Annotated in this window: 15 protein-coding genes; 8 read left to right on the forward strand and 7 right to left on the reverse strand. The window is 70.8% G+C overall.

From position 1 onward, the window contains the following. Nucleotides 1-80 precede the first annotated feature (80 nt). Nucleotides 81-1,070, forward strand: coding sequence for a hypothetical protein (locus tag AC16DP_RS25500; RefSeq protein WP_329730288.1), 990 nt, complete (start codon nucleotides 81-83; stop codon nucleotides 1,068-1,070). Here AC16DP_RS25500 and AC16DP_RS25505 read toward each other — a convergent pair. From AC16DP_RS25505 to AC16DP_RS25535, 7 genes are read right to left on the reverse strand one after another with little or no spacing between them, the layout of a single operon-like run. Beyond that, nucleotides 1,035-2,234, reverse strand: coding sequence for a response regulator (locus AC16DP_RS25505; protein WP_329730289.1), 1,200 nt, complete (start codon nucleotides 2,232-2,234; stop codon nucleotides 1,035-1,037). The genes AC16DP_RS25500 and AC16DP_RS25505 overlap by 36 nt on opposite strands. Continuing rightward, nucleotides 2,231-3,286: a chemotaxis-specific protein-glutamate methyltransferase CheB gene (cheB, locus tag AC16DP_RS25510; RefSeq protein WP_329730290.1), complete on the reverse strand. Its 1,056-nt coding sequence runs from the start codon at nucleotides 3,284-3,286 to the stop codon at nucleotides 2,231-2,233. The genes AC16DP_RS25505 and cheB overlap by 4 nt, the downstream gene beginning before the upstream one ends. Continuing rightward, nucleotides 3,283-5,412, reverse strand: coding sequence for a hybrid sensor histidine kinase/response regulator (locus tag AC16DP_RS25515; RefSeq protein WP_329730291.1), 2,130 nt, complete (start codon nucleotides 5,410-5,412; stop codon nucleotides 3,283-3,285). Before AC16DP_RS25515 ends, cheB begins: the two co-directional genes overlap by 4 nt. Further along, nucleotides 5,409-6,890, reverse strand: coding sequence for a CHASE3 domain-containing protein (locus tag AC16DP_RS25520; protein ID WP_329730292.1), 1,482 nt, complete (start codon nucleotides 6,888-6,890; stop codon nucleotides 5,409-5,411). The genes AC16DP_RS25515 and AC16DP_RS25520 overlap by 4 nt, the downstream gene beginning before the upstream one ends. Beyond that, nucleotides 6,887-7,426, reverse strand: a complete 540-nt coding sequence (locus AC16DP_RS25525; RefSeq protein ID WP_329730293.1) for a chemotaxis protein CheW — start codon at nucleotides 7,424-7,426, stop codon at nucleotides 6,887-6,889. The genes AC16DP_RS25520 and AC16DP_RS25525 overlap by 4 nt, the downstream gene beginning before the upstream one ends. After that, nucleotides 7,423-8,841, reverse strand: a complete 1,419-nt coding sequence (locus AC16DP_RS25530; protein ID WP_329730294.1) for a CheR family methyltransferase — start codon at nucleotides 8,839-8,841, stop codon at nucleotides 7,423-7,425. Before AC16DP_RS25530 ends, AC16DP_RS25525 begins: the two co-directional genes overlap by 4 nt. Further along, nucleotides 8,838-9,314 (reverse strand): chemotaxis protein CheW, encoded by a 477-nt coding sequence (locus tag AC16DP_RS25535; protein ID WP_329730295.1) that lies wholly within the window; start codon nucleotides 9,312-9,314, stop codon nucleotides 8,838-8,840. The genes AC16DP_RS25530 and AC16DP_RS25535 overlap by 4 nt, the downstream gene beginning before the upstream one ends. Nucleotides 9,315-9,906: 592 nt before the next feature. On the opposite strand from AC16DP_RS25535, the gene AC16DP_RS25540 reads away from it, so the two are divergent. From AC16DP_RS25540 to AC16DP_RS25570, 7 genes are all read left to right on the forward strand, one after another. Beyond that, nucleotides 9,907-11,199 carry a DUF1552 domain-containing protein gene (locus AC16DP_RS25540; RefSeq protein ID WP_329730296.1) on the forward strand — a complete coding sequence of 431 codons (1,293 nt, stop codon included), beginning with the start codon at nucleotides 9,907-9,909 and terminating at the stop codon, nucleotides 11,197-11,199. Nucleotides 11,200-11,249: 50 nt separating this feature from the next. Then, entirely contained in the window at nucleotides 11,250-13,556 is a 2,307-nt protein-coding gene (locus AC16DP_RS25545) for a DUF1592 domain-containing protein (protein WP_329730297.1), read from the forward strand. 50 nt (nucleotides 13,557-13,606) lie between these two features. Continuing rightward, a complete protein-coding gene (locus AC16DP_RS25550) occupies nucleotides 13,607-15,526 on the forward strand; it encodes a biosynthetic peptidoglycan transglycosylase (protein WP_329730298.1) in 1,920 nt (639 codons plus the stop codon). Between the two features lie 247 nt (nucleotides 15,527-15,773). Then, nucleotides 15,774-16,448 (forward strand): hypothetical protein, encoded by a 675-nt coding sequence (locus AC16DP_RS25555; protein ID WP_329730299.1) that lies wholly within the window; start codon nucleotides 15,774-15,776, stop codon nucleotides 16,446-16,448. Between the two features lie 108 nt (nucleotides 16,449-16,556). Next, complete coding sequence (locus AC16DP_RS25560; RefSeq protein WP_329730300.1) at nucleotides 16,557-16,874, forward strand: antibiotic biosynthesis monooxygenase; 318 nt, start codon at nucleotides 16,557-16,559, stop codon at nucleotides 16,872-16,874. Between the two features lies 1 nt (nucleotide 16,875). Continuing rightward, a complete protein-coding gene (locus AC16DP_RS25565; RefSeq protein ID WP_329730301.1) occupies nucleotides 16,876-18,042 on the forward strand; it encodes an iron-containing alcohol dehydrogenase in 1,167 nt (388 codons plus the stop codon). A gap of 15 nt (nucleotides 18,043-18,057) precedes the next feature. After that, the gene (locus AC16DP_RS25570) at nucleotides 18,058-18,276 is read left to right on the forward strand and encodes a hypothetical protein (protein ID WP_329730302.1); all 219 of its coding nucleotides are present in this window, start codon (nucleotides 18,058-18,060) and stop codon (nucleotides 18,274-18,276) included.

Consider the following 18,276-nt stretch of genomic DNA (forward strand, 5'->3'; position numbering starts at 1 on the left):
GATGGCGTGGACGGGACAGCGCCGCCCACGCCCCCACCCGCCCGGTGAGCACCGGGCGTGGGCCATGTACACTCCCGCGGATGGAGAACCCGCTGCCCAGGGTCTGCCCCCGCTGTGGTGAGCCCCGCATCCTCGCGCCGGAGTGCCCGAGGTGCGGCGTCCTCTATGCCAGGGCGGAGGCCCGTGCCGCGCAGCTCGCCTCGCGGCCCGCGCCCCCGGCTCCAGCCGAGCCCCAGGTGCCGCTCACTCCCGCGGGCATGTCCTGGCATGGCGAGGAGGAGGAAGCGCGGAGCGAGCTGCGGCTGCGCCTGTTCGCCCTCCCCGTGGCGCTGGCCGTGGCCTGGCTGCTCGTGCAATCCCCCCTGTGGGGCAGGCTGATGCGCATCTTCCTCTCCATGTGGATCCACGAGCTGGGCCACGCCGTCACCGCCTGGTTCTGCGGCTTTCCCTCCTTCCCCGGCCCCTGGGTCACCCACACCGACGAAGAGCGCTCCACCTTCCTCTTCCTGCTGCTGGCCACCCTGTTCGCGGCGACGGGCCTCCGCGGCTACCTCACGCGCAGCCGGCTGCTGATGATCGCGGGCGCCACGGCGCTCGTCCTCCAATTCGTGGGCACCGGGGTGCTATCGCCCGGCAAGGCCCGGATGCTCATCTCGTTTGGAGGCGATGCCGGGTGCCTCGTGCTCGGCAGCCTCCTCATGACGACCCTCTACGCCCACCGGCACTCCAAGCTGCGCCAGGGCTCGCTGCACTGGGGCTACCTGGCCATCGGCGCGGCGGCCTTCATGGATGCCTTCTCGCAGTGGTGGGCCGCCCGGAGCGACCCTGAACGGATTCCCTTCGGCCACATCGAGGGCGTGGGGCTGAGCGACGCCTCCAAGCTCGTGGACGTCCATGGCTGGAGCGAGTCCGAGCTCATCCGGCGCTACACCTGGCTGGGACTGGCCTGCCTGGCGGCGCTCGCCGTGCTCTACGCGGTGGGACTGAGCCACGCCCGCGCCCGGCTGCGCGCGGACGGGCAGAGACTTCGGACTTCAGGAGCGCGAGCGCGCCTGGGCGCCCGCGTCTGATTTGGTCAGCGCCTGGATGGACTGGATGCGCCGCTCCGCCTCCTGGGCATCCAGGAAGATGTGCAGCATGTCCCGGATGGTCGGCAGCGCCCGCGTCAGCGACGCGGCGGTGAGCAGCTGCGGATCCACTCCGGCCTTGCGGCACGCGCGCGTCATGGTGGACGCGGCGATGACGGGAGAGAGGCCACAGCGCGCCACCAGCGCCTCGAAGAGGGCACCCGGCATGGCCCCGGTGGACGGCGAGGGAGCGGCGGCCGGCACCGACGCCGGAGCCGCGTGCGAGGCCGGAATCGCGGGATGATGGGCACCCGACGGGGTCCGGGGCAGCGCGGGGAACGAGCCGGACGGAGTGCGCGGCATGGGAGGCTGGGCCTGCTGCTCGGACTCGGCCCGGCGCCGCAGCTCGGTGCGCACCTGCGCGCGCAGCACCTCGATGTCCTCCGTCTTGGAGCAGAAGGCATCCACCTTCACCGCCAGGGCCTCGGAGATGAGCTTGGCGTCGAAGCCGGCCGTCAGTCCCACCACGGCCACCTGGGCCGTGCCTGGCAGCGTCCTCACGGCGCGCACCCACTCCGGCCCCTCCAGCCCCGGCATCTCCAGATCCAACAGGATGCAGTCCACCGGCTGGGCCTCCAGCAGCCGCATGGCGTCCTCACCGGACTCGGCGATGATGACGTCGTGGCCGTCCTTGCGCAGCGCATCCGAGGCGCGGTGGCGGAAGTCGATGCGGCCATCCACCACCATCACCCGCCGGCGCCTGCCGGCCGACACCAGCCGCGGCGTGCCATCCTGCTCGGGCACCTGCGTCAGCTCGTGGGCCCGACGCACCACGTACGCCGGATCATACGGCTTGCCCACGTAGTCATTGGCGCCGTGAGACAGGCCCTTGAGCCGCTGCACCACCGCGGCCTCGGTGGACAGCATCAACACGGGCAGGTGCGAGGTGCGGGGCGCGCGGCGCAGTTCCTCCAGCAGCTCCACGCCCTCGCCATCCGGCAGCACCATGTCCAGGATGAGCAGATCGAACTCACCCTCGCTCAACGCCTTGCGGGCCGCCGCGAGGCTCTCGCACAGCGTGGTGCCAAAGCCAGCGGCGCTCAACACTCCGCGCATGTCCGCCCGGACCGTCGCGCTGTCATCCACGATGAGCACACGTGCCTTCATGCCGTTCCTTCCCTGGCTCCTGCTCGGGCGAGCGCCGTCAGCAGGGGGGGAATCTCCGTCAGCGCCGTCACATGCTGAGCGGCCCCCAAGCGAATGGCCTCGCGCGGCATGCCGAATACCACGCACGAGGATTCATCCTCCACCACCGTGGCGGCCCCCGCGCGTTTGAGCGCCGCCAACCCCTCCGCCCCGTCCCGTCCCATGCCCGTCAGCAGGCAGCCGATGGCGGCCGCCCCCAACTCCCGGGCCACGGACTCGAAAAGCTCGTCCACCGAGGGCCGGCACGAGTGCCGCTCCGGCCCGTCCACCAGCCGCAGCCGGCCGCTGCGCACCACCAGGTGCCGGTTGCCCGGCGCCATCCGTACCGTCACCCGTCCCGGCATCGGCAGTGCCTCCCCATCCACCGCATTGCGCACCACCAGGCCACTCTGCGCCTCCAGCCACTCGGCCATCGCGGTGTCGAAGTGTTCTGTAATATGCAACACCAGCAGCACCGGGAGGGGGAAACCCGCCGACAGCGAGCGGAGGATGTGGCGCACGGCCGCCGGTCCTCCCGTCGAGGCACCCATCACCAGCAGGCGCGGCGGCACGGCGGGCGCCGTCACCCGGGGCGGTGCATGGGGCGTCTCCAGCCGGGCCCGGACATGGGTGATGACGCGCACGCGCGAGGCCACCCGCACCCGCGACAGCAGCATCTCCATCCACTTGGAGTCCAAAAGGCCCGAGGGCTTGTCCACCGCGTCCACCGCCCCCGCCGCCAGCGCATCCATGGTGCGCAGGCCCTCGGTGCGATTCTCAGCCGCCGAGAGAACGACGATGGGGGTGGGACAGTGGGCCATGATGAGCTCGGTGGCCCGCAGCCCGTCCACCCTGGGCATCACCAGGTCCATGGTCACCACGTCCGGGCGCAGGCGCTGGCACTGCTCGAAGGCCTGCTGGCCGTCGGCCGCCTCGCCCACCACCTCGCACGAGGTGTCGAGCGCGAAGCCATCCGCCAGCCGGCGGCGCACCGTGAGCGAGTCGTCGACGACGAGCACCCGCAGGCGGCTCATGCCGGCCTCCGTCCGGAGGCAATCAACCGGGCCACGGTGTCCAGGTAGCTGTGCTGCTGGAACTCGCCCTTGACGATGTAGGCGGACACCCCCGCGTCGCGGCCGCGCCGCTTGTCCTCGTCCGTGGCCAGCGAGGACACCATGAGGATGGGCAGCCCCTGCAGGGCGGGCATGGAGCGGATGCGCCGGGTGACGTCCAGGCCCGTCATGCCCGGCATCTCCACGTCGACGATGAGCAGGGCGTGGCCGCCGCGTTGAATCTTCTCGATGCCCTCCTCACCGGAGGCGGCCAGCTCCACCTGGTAGCCGGCGGCCTCGAGGATGCTCTTCTCCAGCATTCGGGTGGTGACGGAGTCGTCCACCACGAGGATGAGGTGCTTCTGCGTGGTGCGCGCCTTGGGGACGCCGCCCGAGGAGCCCGCGTGCACCAGGCGCACCAGGCCGGCCGCGTCCAGCAGCAGCAGGGGCACGCCCTGCTCGTCGAAGCTCGCTCCGGCCACCAGCGGCAGGGGGGGCACACTGGAGGGCAGCGGGCGGCTCACCCGGCGGGAGATGCCCAGCAGCCGCTCCACGCCCACCGCGGCCCGGCCCGCCGAGCCCGCGTTGAGCACCAGCACGGACCAGGCGCGGGGACGCTGCGCGCCCGGGTTCCCCATCGCGTCCAGCAGCGGGAGGAAGGGCAGCACCTCGCCCCCGAAGGAGATGGAGGCACGCGAGCCCGTCCAGGTGACGGCCTCCGCGGGCAGGTGGAGGGCGCCGCTGAGCGACTCCAGGGGGACGAGCATGCGCTGTCCACCCGCCTCCACCCCCAGCACCTCCAGCGAGGCCAGCGTGAGGGGCACCTCGAGCGTGATGCAGGTGCCCAATCCCGGCCGCGAGGTGATGCTCACGTCGCCCTTGAAGCGGCGCACCATGTCGCGCACCACGTCCAACCCCACGCCGCGGCCGGACACCTCGGTGACGGTGCGCGCCGTGCTGAAACCGGACTGGAAGAGCAAGTCCAGCAGCCCCTGCTCGTCCAGGGCATCCGCCTCGGCGGGGGTGACCACGCCGCGCTCCAGCGCCACCTGACGCACCCGCCCCAGGTCCACGCCACGCCCGTCGTCCTCGCACACGAAGGAGACGCGCCCACCGCGCCGCTGCACCTTCAGCGAGAAGACGCCCGTGGGGGGCTTGCCCACCGCCCGCCGCTCGTCGGGCGTCTCCAGCCCGTGGTCCACCGCGTTGCGCACCACGTGCACCAGCGCCTGGCGCACCGCCGCCAGCACGTGCCCGTCAATCTGGATGTCACCGCCCGCGGTGCGCACCTCCACCTGGCGCCCCAGCGAGGCGGCCGCGTCGCGCGCGGCCAGCTCCAAGGGGCCAAAGAGCGTCTGCGTCGGGACGAGCCGCAGGGTGTTGGCCCCGTCCCGCAGCCGCCCCAGCTCCGACTCCACCTGCCCCAGGCCGCCGCCCAGCTGCCGCCCCGCCTTCACCAGCGAGGAGCGCAGGCCCTCCGTCACGGACAGCACGCGCGACATCCACCGGGCGCGCTCCGCGGGCGAGCCGTTGGAGGCCACCGGCGCGGTGAGCTGCTCGACGAGGGTGTCGGCCCCGTGCTGCGCCTGCGCCAGCGCCTCCACCACCCCGCGCAGGCCGCCCAGCTGCACCACGGCCTCGGACAGGCCCTCCAGCAGCGTGTCCAGCCGCGCCAGCTCCACGCGCACCACCTCGGACGTGGGGGCCTCGGGGGCCGCCACCGCCGCGGCCACGGCCGCCACCGCCGCCTCGGACGCGGTCATCTCCGCGGCGGGCGCCGGCGGCGGCGGTGCATCCAGCGCGTCCAGCGCCTCGGCCATCTGCCCCACCAGGCGCAGGAACTCGTGCACGCTGTCCACGGGCAGCGCCTGGCCGCTGTTGCGGTAGGGCGACAGCGCGTCCTCCACCGCGTGCGCCATCTCCGCCAGCGGCACCTGCCCCACCACGCGCGCCGCCCCCTTCAGGGTGTGCGCATAGCGGAACAGCTCCGGCATGATCTGGGCACCGCCCTCACCGTCGGCCAGGGTGAACAGACCCTGGGTGAGCTGCTCGATGAGCTCCCGGGCCTCGATACGGAAATAGCGGTAGGGGTCGTTGTCCAGGCTCATGCGGAGGCGCGCGAGTCGATGATGGCATGGAGCTGCTTGGAAAGCTGGATGAGCCGGGTGGCCGTCTGCAGCGTCTGCGCGGAGGTGGACTCCGCCTGACGGGCCGTCTGCGCCACCTCGAGGATGGCGGTGTTCACCTGCTCCACCGCCGTCGTCTGCTGCTGGGTGCTCAGCTCGATCTCCCGCGCCACGTCCAGGTTGGCGCGCACCAGGTCGGCGATGCGCCGGAAGTTGCCGGCCACGTCGGTGAACTGCTTCGTGCTGCTCTGCACCGCCTTGGAGCCGTCCTCGGTGGCCATGATGGTGGTGTTGGAGGCGGCGCGAATCTCATCGATGAGCACGCGGATGTCCTTGGTGGCTCCACCCACCCGGTCCGCCAGCTTGCGGATCTCATCGGCCACCACGGCGAAGCGCTTGCCGTGCTCGCCCGCTCCGGCGCTCTCGATGGTGGCGTTGATGGCGAGGATGTTCGTCTGCTCGGCCAGGTCGTTGATGATGTCCACGATACCGCCAATCTCCTGCGAGCGCTTGCCCAGCTCCAGCATGTGATTGACGATGGCGTCCACCTGGCGGCGCACCACGTCGATGGCCTCCTGGGCGTGCAACACCGTGTCATTTCCGTGACGCGCGGCCCCGGCCGTCTCGTCCGCCACACGGGACACCTGCTGCGCGCTGAGGGCGATCTGCCGCGAGGTGGCCAACAGCTCCTTGACGGTGGTGGAAATTTCCGTGGTGGACGAGGCCTGCTCCCGCGCGCCCGAGGCCTGCTGCGAGGCCGCCGACTGGAGCTCGGCCGAGGAGTCCCGCACCTGCGAGATGGCCGAGCCGATCTTCTGCTGCAAGCTGAGGCCCACCAGGGTGGCCGCCGCCATCACCAGGAGGACGGCGACGCCGCCGCCCCACATGAACAGCCGCTCGAAGGACGCCGAGTCCCGCCGCAGCAGCTCATCCCGCTCCTGGAGCAGCCGCAGCTCGTGCTCGTGCATCTCCGCCACCACACGGCGGAGGTCGTCCATCAGCGCCTTGCCCTCACCGGTGTTGATGACGGCCAGGGCGGCCTCGAAGCCCCGGGTGCGGCGCAGCTCGATGTTGTTGCGCAGGCTGGCCAGCTTCTGCGTGAGGAGGAACTTCAAGGCCTCCAGCTGCCGGAGCTGCGCGGGGTTGTCGGCGAGCAGGCCGCGCACGCGCGAGAGCTCCGCGTCGATGCGGCCCTGCGCGTCGCGGTAGGGCTCGAGGTAGGAGTCGTCACCGGTGAGCACGTAGCCGCGCTGCCCCGTCTCCGCGTCCTTGGCGCTGGAGAGGACGCGCTCCAGGCCGTTGATGACCTCGTGCGAGTGCTCCACGGCGACAGCGGTTCCCGTGAACTGCCGGGTGCTCCGGATGGCCTGGAAGACGAAGAGACAGATGAGCACCGACACCATGACGACGGCGGCGGTGAACTGCAGGCGCAACGTCCATTGGGTGACCATCTTCATCATCGTCCCTGCTGAGGACCGGAGGCGTCCTCCAGCAACTTTCTCACGAGCGAGTCCACGTCGAGCACGGGCAGCGGCGGGGCGTCCGGCAGGACGACGTTGCTGTTGAGCAGGGGATGGGTGGCGGAGGCGCCCCCACCGGAGCGCAGCTGCTCCGGGGTGGCGCGCAGCTGCCCCTCGAAGCCGGCCGCGGCCAGCCCCACGCGCCGGCTCCCACCGGCCAGCAACAACCAGCGAGGAGGCTCCCCGGACTGCAGGCCCAACAGCGCCGACAGGTCATGCACGGCGATGAGCTGGCCCCGGAGCCCCGCCAGCCCCAACAGGGACGCCGGAGCACCCGGCAGGCGCACCAGCCGGGGCATGAGGTGGAGGCCGGAGAGGTGGCCCAGCCGCACGGCCAGGGAAGCACCCCCCACGCGCAGCCGCAGCAGCGCCTCACCGGGCTCCTGCCGGGGAGGGGGCGGACGGGAGAAGGAGGCATCGAAGCCTTCGCGCAGCTCGTCCAGCCGCAGTGCCGTCCGGGAGCGAGGCAGACTCATGAGATCTCCGTACAGGCCTGCAGCTCCTGCAGACCCACTTGCATCAATCCGTGGCGGCCAAAGCCTCCGCCGAAGAGCGACAGGTGCAGGGGCTTCTCCTGCGGCAACAACGACACGGCCATGCGCAGGGCCACGCGGGCCTCCACCATGTCACCAGCCCGGCGCGCCAGCGAGCCCGCGCGCAGGTGGGCCAGCGCGAAGGTGGGCTCCGCGCGCACGGACGCGGCGTAGCGGCCGCGGGCACCGGCCTCGTCCCCGCCCTGCTCCAGACACAGCCCCAGCAGGTAGTACGCCGGGGCCTCGGTGGAGCTCGACGCGACGAGCTGCCGGCCCAGCTGCTCGGCCTGGGACAGGCGTCCGGCGTGCAGGTGCAGCACCGCGCGCAGCAGCAGCGCCCTGGGGCTCGAGTTCTCGGGCATGGACTCCAGCAGCGCCCAGGCCTCGGTGTAGCGCTCCGCCTCGAGCAGCTGCAGCACCCCCTCCAGTCCGTCCGGCGCTGGCGGCGGCGTGGGCGCTGGCGCTGGTGAAACCACCCGCTGGGCCACCATGGCCGGGGGCGTGGCCGCGGGCACGCCCTGGGGCACGGAGACACCAGGCGGCGCGGGAGGCTTCAGGCGGTAATAGAAGGCGTCGCCGCCGCGCAGCAGCTCGAACTCCTCGGAGATGCCTCGCAACGTCTCGCTGGGCCCCATGAAGAGGTAGCCACCGGGAACCAGGGCCTGGGCCATGCGGGCGATGATTTTGCGGATGACGTCCTGGGGGAAATAGAGGACGACGTTGCGGCAGAGGATGGCGTGGAAGGAGTTGGGCGCCCAGAAGGCGGAGGCCTCCTCCAGGAGGTTGCGCTCCTCGAAGATGACCTGGTCACGCACCTGGGGCTGGAGGGCGAAACCCTCGGGGGTGCGCTGGAACCACTGCTGGCGCATGGTGCTGGGCACGGCGCGCAGCGACCAGGGGGAGTAGCAGGCGCGGCGGGCGTGCGCGATGGCACGCGGGTTGACGTCGATGCCGAGAATCCGCAGCCGGGAGGAGTCCACGCGGCCGCGCTCGCGGGCGAGCAGGGCCACCGAGTAGGGCTCCTCCCCGGTGGAGCAGCCGGCGCACAGCACGCGGACGGTGGACGTCTGGCGCAGGAAGGAGGGCAGCACCTGCTCCACCAGCGTCTCCAGCTGGGTGGGATGGCGCAGGAAGTACGTCTCCCCCACGGTGAGCCGCTCGGCCAGCGCCTTCCACTCCGCCTGTGAGGACGAAGAGGCCAGCTGCTCCAGGTAACGCTCCACGCCACACGCGGCGGAGCGCTCCGCGAGCAGCGGCACCAGCTCGCCCCACTGGCCCTCCTCATAGTGAAGGCCCAGGCGCTGCTCCACCAGCGCGACGAAGCGGACGAGCGGCGGGCGGGAGGGCGCGGCGATCACGCGCCCCCCTGGCCGGAGGCGGTCTCCAGGCGGCGCCAGAACTCCTCGGGCAGCAGGCGGGACGTCCCCAGCAGCGCCAGCAGGCGCCCGTCGAACGAGCCCAGGTGTTGGAGGTGGCCACTGGCGGTGGCGCGCAGCAGCGGAGGCACCGAGTCCAGGCCCTCCTCCTCCATCCAGCGCAGGCCCCGCACCTCATCCACCTCGAGCGCCATGCGCCCCTCGGGCACCCGCAGCGAGACGAACCGGCGGCCCTCGCCGCCCTCGGACAGGGCCCCGCCCAGCAACGCCGCCAGGCTCACCACGGGAGCCGGCGCGCCACGCACCAGGGACACACCCCGCACGAAGGCCGGGGCCGCGGACACCGGGGCTACCGGCAGCGGCCTCATCGTCTCCTCGACGTCCTCGAGCGGCAGCGCGCACATCCACTCCTGCGCCCTCACGACGAGGAAGCAGCGAGACCCCTGCCTGGGCATGACTCCCCCTTCGGGTTCGGACTCCACGCAAATCATGCACCTTCAGCGTATGTCAAGGCGAGGACCAAGCGCGTCCCACGGCTTCCGGGACGGCGCCGGCCCCCCGGGCAAGGAGGGGAGCAGGCCGGCGGCGGAAGCCGCACCCGAGCACACCCCCCGGCACACCTGCGCGTGTGGAGAGCCAAAGCCTTACACACGCCCGGCTCCCCCACAGTGTGCTCCGCGCGGGGACTCGCTTTGAATCCAGACAGGAATTTGGCATCCACGCGAAACGCATTTCGCCGCTCAATGAAATCTTGCAAGCCTTTCCGTGAAAAGTACGGGGCCCCCTCCGACAAAGCCTCGACTTTTCCGGTGCCCTCCAGGTAATTGAGGATTGCCGCGTAGACGCGGTCGCGTAAGTGTTTACCCCACGCCCCTCGAATCAGACAGAATTCAGATAGTGACCGAAGCCGGGGAGCGCGGGTCGATTTGTCATTGCCGGGCCAAGCAACAACACGCACAGTCTCAGCGCGAAGTCACAGACAGTCATTGCCACCGGCCCGCCTCGCGCGGACCACCGAGTCGGACCACGGGAACGGAGTCGACGAGCATGATTCGGATCGGGCGAAGGCAGTTCACAGCCGGGTTGGGTGCCTCGCTGCTGGCGTCCCCCCTGCTGAATCTCCTCAGTGGGAAGGCCCACGCGGCGACGCCGACGGCCAAGAGGCTCATCGTCTTCTTCACCCCCAATGGCACGGTGCACCGCTTCTGGCGGCCGAGCGGGACGGAGACGGCCTTCTCCTTCCCCGCGGGCAGCATGCTGGAGCCGCTCAACGCGCACCTGGCCAACCTGCTGGTGTGCGAGGGCCTCAACTTCGTGGACGTGGACAACCACGAGGCGGGCATGGCCAACATGCTCACCGGTGGAGGCACGGCGCAGAGCACCTCCGGGGGCCTGTCCGTGGACCAGTACGTGGCGAGCAGGATTGGCGAGGGCTCGCGCTTCCGCTCCCTGGAGTTCGGGGTGCAGACGAGCCTGTGGGGCGCGGCGCGCTCCACGCGCATGTCCTACTCGGCCCCCGGCGTCTTCGTCTCCCCCGAGGACAACCCGCGCAGCGCCTTCCAGCGCCTCTTTGGCGCGCTCGGAGGTGACACGGGCACCGCCGACAAGCTGTTGCGGCGCCGCAAGAGCATGCTGGACCTGGTGCGCGGCGAGCTGAATGACCTGTCGCAGCGCGTGGGCGCGGAGGAGAAGCGCAAGCTGGAGCAGCACCTGGAGGCGCTGCGCCAGACGGAGAAGGGGCTGACCGAGCCCGTGGCCCTGCCCGGGTGCCCCTCCGCCACCGCCCCCCTCTCCATGGACGCCATGGCCAACGCCAACTTCCCCGCGGTGGGCAAGGCGCAGATGGACCTGATGGTGAGCGCGCTCACCTGCGGCATGACGCGCGTGGCCTCGCTCCAGTGGTCCCACACCGTCGCGCCCCAGGTGTTCACCTGGTTGGGCGTGGGCGAGGCCCACCACGAGCTGTCGCACAAGGACGACTCCAACACCGCGGGGCTGGCGGCGCTCGTGAAGTGCGAGCGCTGGTTCGCCGAGCAGTTCGCCTACCTCCTGCAGTCCCTCAAGGACCGCCCGGACCTGGAGGGCGGGGGCAGCATGCTCGACTCCACCCTGGTGGTGTGGGCCAAGGAGCTCGGCGACAGCCGCATGCACGACTGCCGCTCGGTGCCCTTCCTCGTCGCTGGAGGTTCGCAGAGCCCCTTCCGCTTCGGACGCTACCTGCGCTTCAGCGGCGTCCCGCACCAGAAGCTGCTCACCTCGGTCTGTCACGCCATGGGCGCTCCGCTCGACACCTTCGGTGATGCCAACCGCTCCAACGGCCCGCTCGACGGGCTCGTCTGACAGCGTCCCTCCCCCTCTGACAGTCCCCCCCGCAATCAGGAGGCAGACCCGTGCTTCCCTCCCGGCAGCTTTCTGCCCTTGGCGCCCTCTTTTTCTCCGCGACCCTTCTCTCCGCCTGCACGACCGACTCCGGCTGCCCGGATGACCTGGAGTTCTTCCGCACCCGCGTGTGGGAGCCGGTGATGTCCGTGCAGTGCGTGGCCTGCCACAAGTCCGATGGCATGGCGGCGGGCACCCGCCTGGTGCTGCTGCCTCCGGGAGCGCCGGGGGCGGTGGAGGCCAACTTCATGACGGTGCGCGGGCTGGCGCGCGAGAAGGTCAACGGCCAATCCCTGCTCCTGCTCAAGCCCTCGGGCATGCACCCGAATGGGCACGGGGGCGGCACCGTCGTGGAGCAGGGCACCACGCGCTACGAGAACCTCCAGCAGCTCGCGGACCGCGTCAATGGCGTTGCCGGGGCCTGCGAGGCCTCCGCGGTGATGGCGTGTGAGCCGGGCAAGGCGGACCCCAACGCCCGGCGCCGGCTGCGCATGCTCACCCGCTTCGAGTACGACAACACGCTGCGCGACCTGCTCTACCTCGACTCGCAGTGGGGCCAGTCCCTGCCCGCGGAAGAGGTGGTGCACGGCTTCGACAACAGCGCGGACGAGCGCACGGTGGGCCAGCTGCTGACGGACAAGCTGCTCGCCGCCGCCGAGGAGGCCGCCGCGCAGGCCATGACGAATCTGTCCCGCCACGTCTCGTGCGCTCCGGGAGAGGCGTGCGCGAAGCAGTTCATCCAGGACTTCGGCCTGCGGGCCTTCCGCCGCCCGCTGACGGACGCGGAGAAGCTCCGCTACCAGTCGCTCTACACGGCCGTGGCGGCGGAGGAAGGGACGAACGGGTACACCGAGGGCATCAAGGCCATCATCACCGCCATGCTCCAGTCCCCCCACTTCCTCTACCGCACGGAGCTGGGCGAGCACATCGGCGACGGGAAGTACAAGCTGAACGACTACGAGGTGGCCTCGGAGCTGTCCTACCTCTTCTGGGGCTCCATGCCGGATGCGGAGCTGTTCGCCAAGGCGAAGGCAGGCATCCTGAGCAGCAAGCCGGAGCTGCTCCCCTCCGAGGCACGCCGGATGCTGGCGTCCGCGCGGAGCCGGCCCATGCTCGATCACTTCGTGAGCCAGTGGCTGGACCTGGGACACATCCACCAGGTGCAGAAGGACACCACCTTCACGGACTTCAGCCCGACCATCCGCGCCGCCATGAAGGCCGAGACGACGGAGCTGTTCGACTATGTCGTCCACGACAGCAGCGGCCGGCTCCCCGAGCTCTTCACCTCGGACTACACGTTCGCCACGGACGCGCTCGCCTCCTTCTACCGCCTGCCGTCGGGCCCGGTGACCACCTCGTCGGCGCCCGCCAGCGGCCTGCGCATGTGGGAGCTGAAGAGCTCGGGCCGCAGCGGCATCCTCACCCACGGCAGCATCCTGGCCAGCCAGGCCACGCCGCAGACCTCCTCGCCCATCCGCCGCGGCAAGCTCGTCCGCGAGCGCCTGCTGTGCCAGCCACTGCCTCCCCCGCCCCCGGGCCTCAGCGTGCAGCTGTCTCCGGTGAGCGACGGGCTTCCCAACCGGCAGCGCTTCCAGGAGCACTCCACCAGCGCGGCCTGCTCGTCCTGCCACCAGCTGATGGACCCCATCGGCTTCGGCTTCGAGCAGTTCGACAGCGTCGGCCGTTTCGCGCCCCAGCTGCCGAGCGGGCAGCCGGTGGATGCGAGCGGTGAGGTGCTCTCCTCGACGGCCACCAACGGCACCTTCACCGGCGTGGACGGGCTCCAGCAGAAGCTGGCGGACAGCCCGGACGTGCACGCCTGCTTCTCGCTGCAGTGGCTGCGCTTCGGCTATGGCGTCTCGGGGGAGAACGACTCCTGCGCCGCCGGCCAGCTCACGGAGAGCTTCCGCAAGCAGCAGCTGAGCATCCCGGAGCTGCTCATCTCCCTGACGCAGCTGCCGCGCTTCACCCAGCGCGTGGGCGAGTCCACGGGCCCGGCCACCCCGGGGACGGGCGGCGGGAGTGGCGGGGGTGGCGGTAGCGGTGGCGGCACGCCCTCCACTTCTGGCAATGCCCAGGTCTCCGTGTCCGTCCAGGACGACTGGGGGAGCGGTTACTGCCACAACGTCAGGGTGACGAACTCCGGGTCGGCCCCGCTCGTCTGGCGAGTGACGATCGAGATCGCGGGCAGGTTCAACCACGCCTGGAGCGCCCTCTACACCCACTCGGGCTCCCAGACCACCTTCAGCGGTCTGGATTGGAACGACGAGCTGGCCCCCGGGGAGAGCACCAGCTTCGGCTATTGCGCGACCCGGTAGAGCCAGCGCTTGAACCTCGCGCCTCCTGCCGATAGGGAGGCGCGAGCCTCATGTCCCTCCCGCGCCGCCCCTTGAAGCGAGGCCGTGTCCTCCTGATGTTGATCGCCCTCCTGCTCGCCACGGGCGTGGGGATGGGCCGGGCATGGTTGCGCGGAGAGGCGGCACGCAGCCGGGTGCTGGCCCGGGTGAAGCCCGCGTTGGAGTCCCGGCTGGGCCCGGTGCGCATCGGTGAGGACTTCCACATCGGGTGGACCGGCACGGTGACGATGGGGCCGGTGGAGATTCCAGGCACGCGGCCGGAAGGCCCTCCCGTGGTACGCGTCTCGCGTGTCACCGTGCACCTTCGACGGTGGGCCCTGCTGTCGGGCCACGTCGAGGCGAGCCGCGTGGTGCTCGCGGGCGTCCAGGTGGAGGCCGGGCCACAGGGGCAGGAGGTGCGGGCCCTCGTCGAGCGGGTGCGCGAGCTGCGTCAGAGCCGGCGTCCATCCCCTGCCTCGGAGGAGAGCGCTCCCCGTGAGCTGCCCGAGCTGGAGATGAAGGACGTGCGCCTGGCCTTCGAGCGCCATGGCCGCGTGGAATGGGGTCCGCTCTCGGCCCGGGTGAGGAGGACGGGCGAGGCGGAGGCATCCCGATGGGAGGCAACGGCCGAGCTGCCCGGCGGTGGCACCGCGGTGGTGTCCGTCCAGAACGGGGAGTCCGGCGTGTCGGGGACGCTGCGGGCACGGAGTATTCCGGCGGGCCCGTTGCTGTCGCTCGCGGAACTTCCCTGGCGCATGGAGGGGGGCACGCTGGAAGGAGAAGTGAGGGTGGACACCCAAGGCACCACCTTCTCCGGGGCGATGACGGGACTCACCGTGAGCAGTCCCCAGCTCGCTCCCGAGCCGGTGGGGCCCCTCTCCTTTTCGACCGAGGGCCGCGTGCGCTGGGAGCCGCGAAAGAAGCACGTGGAGCTCGAGTCCCTGCGGCTGGCCGTGGGCGAGCGGCGCGAAGCACGTGCCGAGGTGCGGGGTGAGGCCACCTGGAGCGGAGAGCCCCATTTCTCGGTGCAAGCGGAGCTGCAACCCGTCACCTTCGAACAGGCCATGGCCGCCCTGCCCGCGGCCCTGGTACCCGGCACCGAGCTGGCGCGGTTGGAGGGCCAGTTCCAGGCCTCCCTGGCGCTCTCGGGGCCCATTCTCCAGCGCCGGGACTGGGAGGTGAAGGCGAAGCTGGATCTGTCGGAGCTGAAGCAGTCGGCCCGAAAGGGGCCCCTCAGCTGGCTGCGCGAGCCCTTCGACTACCAGCCCCTGACGGCCGAGGGCCGCGGGCGGGCGCTGCACATCGGCCCGAGCAACCCCGACTACCTGCCATGGGCCGAGATTCCTCGTGTCCTGGTGCGCGCGGTGTTGCGCAGCGAGGACGCGGCCTTCTGGACACACCGGGGATTCGACTTCGACTCGCTGCGCGACATCCTGCTGGCCCCCGCGGATGACAAGGTGCGCGGCGGCTCCACCCTCACCCAGCAACTCGCCAAGAACCTCTTCCTGTCCCGGGAGAAGACCTACGCGCGCAAGGTGAAGGAAGCGTTCCTCACGCTGGGACTGGAGGCCTCGGTGCCCAAGGAGCGGCTGCTCGAGGTGTATCTCAACATCATCGAGTGGGGGCCCGGTCTCTACGGCATTGGTGAAGCGGCACGGCACTACTTCGGCAAGGACGCGCGAGAGCTGAGCATTCGCGAGGCGGCCTTCCTGGCCACCATCATCCCCAACCCGGTGCGCTACCACGTGTATTGCAGCCGAGGCACCCTCTCCGACATCTGGACGAAGCACGTGAACGAGTTGCTGGCGGTGCTGTACGAGGGAGGCGACCTCACGGAGACGGAGTACCAGGAGGCGCTCACCGCGCCGCTCGTCTTCACCGGCCACCCCGGCGCTCAGCCACCCGCTGACGAGGAGACGCCGATCCGCGCTATCGATCCCGGGCAGGACTGAAGCGCTGGCTCTACCCTGCCCCATTCCACTTCTCGCCGACGAGAAGCGGAATGCATCCGCCTCGTTTCACTTCTCGCCGACGAGAAGTGGAATCTCGAGGGTCTCCTATCTCGGACGCGCCCTCCGGGAGCCGGGACTCCCCTGGCACGTAAGCGCGCGAATACACAGGCACGGCTCCTTGGCCCTCTGGTTGCTTGATACCGCGCAGCCGCACTCTCGCGGTTCCACCTCATTGGGGGGAGCAATCATGGCACAGACGAACGGAAGCAATACCCTGCCCGAGCTGACGCTCGATCAGGTGCGGGACTCCATCCTCAGCTATCTGGAGCAGGGGAACGCCGGTCACTACAATATCGGCCAGCTCTACAACTACACCGTGGACAACAAGCTCGCGGAGAAGAACAAGTACGAGAACGCCCAGAGCTTCTTCAGCCAGCACATCAAGGCGCTCTCGCAGGCCACGCTGAGCCGGTATGGCGCCATCGCGCGCGAGTTCACCGAGGAGGCGTGCAAGAAGTACGGCGTGATGAACCTGACCACCCTGCTCACCTACGCGAAGGTGGCCAACATCCAGCCCACGAGTGGCGACCCGGGGGCCACGCCCATCGACGTCCCGCGGGAAGACGGGCGCGTGGTGCGGAAGCCTTTCTCGGACTGCACCATGGAGGACCTGAAGCTGGCCGTGAAGGGCAAGCGCCAGCCGTCCCGGGCCACCATGCCCGCCACGGACGCGGCCCGCGTCGAGTTCATGCGCGAGAGCCTCTCGCGGCATTTCGCCCAGAGCGCCCGCGTGCAGTTCAAGACGAACGTCAAGGGGGGCAAGACCTTCCTCACCATCCAGGGCGTGCCGCTGGAGGAGGTGGAGCGGCTCATGGAAGCGCTCCTGGATGGCCTCATGCCGCCCGTGCGCGCGGTGGGCTGAGCGGCACGGCCGCCCCATGTACGACGGTGGGCGAATCGAACGCCTAAGGTTCGACACCTCGCCGGGGGAATCCCACTCACGAGGGAGTCTCCCGGTTATCCTTGGCCCATGCCCAACAGCCTGCTGGTCGTCCATGTGCACGTCCACGTCAAGCCCGAGTCGGTCGACGCCTTCCGCGCGGCCACGCTGGCCAATGCGCGGGAGAGCGTGAAGGAGCCCGGCATCGCCCGCTTCGACGTCGTCCAGGACACCGAGGACCCGACGCGGTTCGTCCTGGTCGAGGCCTACAAGACGCCCCAGGCGCCCGCCGCCCACAAGGAGACGGCCCACTACCTGAAGTGGCGGGACACCGTGGCGCCCATGATGGCCGAGCCGCGCACCTCCCGGAAGTACGTCAACTGCTTCCCCGAGGACGCGGGGTGGTGAGATGGCGATGACGGGCTTCGAGTTCGCCACCGCCACGCGCATCGTCTTCGGAGCGGGCCGCCTGGCCGAGCTTCCCGAGGCGGTGAAGGCCCTGGGCGGGCACAAGGTGCTGCTCGTCACGGGCAGGAATCCCGCGCGCGCCGGGCCGCTGCGCGAGGGGCTGAGCCGGCTCGGCCTCTCCAGTGAGACATTCACGGTGGAGGGCGAGCCCACCGTGGAGCGGGTACGCGAGGGAACCGCCACCGCGCTCGCCGCGCGGTGCGACGCGGTGGTGGCTTTTGGCGGAGGCAGCGCCCTGGACGCGGGCAAGGCCATCGCCGCGCTGGCCGCCAACGGGGGAGACCCGCTCGACTATCTGGAAGTGGTGGGCCGGGGACAGGCGCTGACGAAGCCCTCCCTACCCCTGGTGGCCATTCCCACCACCGCGGGCACCGGCTCCGAGGTGACGCGCAACGCGGTGCTGGGTGTGAAGGACGCCCAGGTGAAGGCGAGCCTCCGCAGTCCCCTCATGCTGCCCCGCCTGGCGCTCGTGGATCCGGAGCTGCTGACGGGCGCGCCTCCCGCCGTCCTCGCCTCCAGCGGCCTGGACGCGCTCTCCCAGCTCCTCGAGCCCTTCCTCTCGGCCCGGTCCAACCCGCTCACCGACGCCCTGGCACGCGAGGGCATGGTCCGCTCGGCGCGCTCGCTGCGCCGCGCGGTGTTGGAGGGCCCCGACGCGGCGGCACGGGAGGACCTGGCGCTCGCGAGCCTCTTCGGCGGCCTGTGCCTGGCCAACGCGGGCCTGGGCGCGGTGCATGGCTTCGCCGCCCCCGTGGGGGGAATGTACGAGGCGCCCCATGGCGCGGTGTGCGCGGCGCTGCTCCCCGCCACGCTGGAGGTGAACCTGCGCGCACTGCGCTCCCGCGCTCCGTCACACCCGGCGCTTCCGCGTTTCCAGGAGGTCGCGGTGCTCCTCACCGGGCGTGCGGAGGCCCGGGCCGAGGAGGGCATCTCCTGGGTGAAGGAGCTGTGCCAGGCCCTGGGCGTGCCGGGCCTCGGGCGCTATGGTCTCACGGAGGCCGACGTGCCACGGCTCGTCACCCGGGCCAAGGCCGCCAGCAGCATGAAGGCCAACCCCCTGCCCCTCACGGACGAGGAGCTCACGGAGATTGCCGTCCGCTCCCGGTGAGCGCCCGCGAAGCCCATGGCCAACAGGATCAGCCGGATCACCTCCTACGTTGAAAAGCGCAAGCTCGGCTTCGGCGTCGCGCGCCTCATCATGATGAGCGGGGTAAACGTCCGCAGCATCGGTCCGAATGATCCGGACCCACCGGACGCCCTGCGGCGGCTGGAGCAGGCACTGCCCCAATTGCTGTCGGCCCAGGAGCTGAGCGAGCTCCAGCAGCTCCTCTCGGAGGCATGA

It is taken from the genome of Archangium sp. (genome assembly GCF_057119385.1).

Coding starts and splice junctions, on each gene's coding strand:
- AC16DP_RS25550 (WP_329730298.1), top strand. CDS start 13,607: ATGTCCCTCCCGCGCCGCCCCTTGAAGCGAGGCCGTGTCCTCCTGATG.
- AC16DP_RS25555 (WP_329730299.1), top strand. CDS start 15,774: ATGGCACAGACGAACGGAAGCAATACCCTGCCCGAGCTGACGCTCGAT.
- AC16DP_RS25560 (WP_329730300.1), top strand. CDS start 16,557: ATGCCCAACAGCCTGCTGGTCGTCCATGTGCACGTCCACGTCAAGCCC.
- AC16DP_RS25565 (WP_329730301.1), top strand. CDS start 16,876: ATGGCGATGACGGGCTTCGAGTTCGCCACCGCCACGCGCATCGTCTTC.
- AC16DP_RS25515 (WP_329730291.1), bottom strand. CDS start 5,412: ATGAGCCTGGACAACGACCCCTACCGCTATTTCCGTATCGAGGCCCGG.
- AC16DP_RS25505 (WP_329730289.1), bottom strand. CDS start 2,234: ATGAAGGCACGTGTGCTCATCGTGGATGACAGCGCGACGGTCCGGGCG.
- AC16DP_RS25525 (WP_329730293.1), bottom strand. CDS start 7,426: ATGAGTCTGCCTCGCTCCCGGACGGCACTGCGGCTGGACGAGCTGCGC.
- AC16DP_RS25520 (WP_329730292.1), bottom strand. CDS start 6,890: ATGATGAAGATGGTCACCCAATGGACGTTGCGCCTGCAGTTCACCGCC.
- cheB (WP_329730290.1), bottom strand. CDS start 3,286: ATGAGCCGCCTGCGGGTGCTCGTCGTCGACGACTCGCTCACGGTGCGC.
- AC16DP_RS25535 (WP_329730295.1), bottom strand. CDS start 9,314: ATGCCCAGGCAGGGGTCTCGCTGCTTCCTCGTCGTGAGGGCGCAGGAG.
- AC16DP_RS25500 (WP_329730288.1), top strand. CDS start 81: ATGGAGAACCCGCTGCCCAGGGTCTGCCCCCGCTGTGGTGAGCCCCGC.
- AC16DP_RS25570 (WP_329730302.1), top strand. CDS start 18,058: ATGGCCAACAGGATCAGCCGGATCACCTCCTACGTTGAAAAGCGCAAG.
- AC16DP_RS25540 (WP_329730296.1), top strand. CDS start 9,907: ATGATTCGGATCGGGCGAAGGCAGTTCACAGCCGGGTTGGGTGCCTCG.